Origin of the sequence: Streptomyces viridochromogenes, from assembly GCF_001270495.1 — a bacterium.
Lineage (GTDB): Bacteria > Actinomycetota > Actinomycetes > Streptomycetales > Streptomycetaceae > Streptomyces > Streptomyces viridochromogenes_A.
In genome coordinates this window covers 1-574 of record NZ_LGUR01000040.1, presented here as the reverse complement: position 1 = coordinate 574, position 574 = coordinate 1, and the positions used below count along the sequence as shown (strand labels likewise).

General features: G+C 70.9%; 1 protein-coding gene. It reads left to right on the top strand.

Translation table 11 applies throughout. The features are described 5' to 3' along the window. Window positions 1-574, top strand: a 574-nt coding sequence (locus ADK36_RS07200; RefSeq protein WP_199830127.1) for an alpha/beta hydrolase, incomplete at both ends; no start/stop codon positions are given.

The following is a 574-nucleotide window of genomic DNA, read 5'->3' as shown; positions in this document are numbered from 1 at the left end:
TGACGCCCGCGCCCTGTTCGACTCGCTCTACAAGCGCGCTGAGGCCGGTGAACTGGTCCTGCCGGGCGACCCGCCGCAGACGGTCACCCCCGAGGACCTGCAGAGCCTCGTCTTCGGCAACATGTACAGCCCGAACGACACCTGGTTCGAGTTCGCCCAGGCCCTCGCCGACCTGGACGCCACCGGCCCCGCGGCGGCACGGTCCCTCGACGGGCGCGGAGAGCCGACGGCGTTCCCGTACCTCCCGGTGATGTGCCAGGACTACGACTTCGGCGTACGGTCGTACGCCACCCTCGCCCGCTTCGAACGCAAGCTCGCCCGTCTCGCTCCCGTCACCCGCCTCAACCCGCTCGCCTGGACGGACCTGACCGGCTGCCAGGACTGGCCGAGCGAGGTGTCCAACCCGCAGCGCCGGCTCCGTGTCGACGGCACCCCGCCGGTCCTCGTGACCAACAGCCGTTACGACGTGGCCACTCCGCATTCCTGGGGCTCCAACGCGGCCCGCCAGATCGGCCGTGAGGCCGTGTTCCTCACCTACGACGGTGTCGGCCACGGCGACTACTGGCTGAGCCCG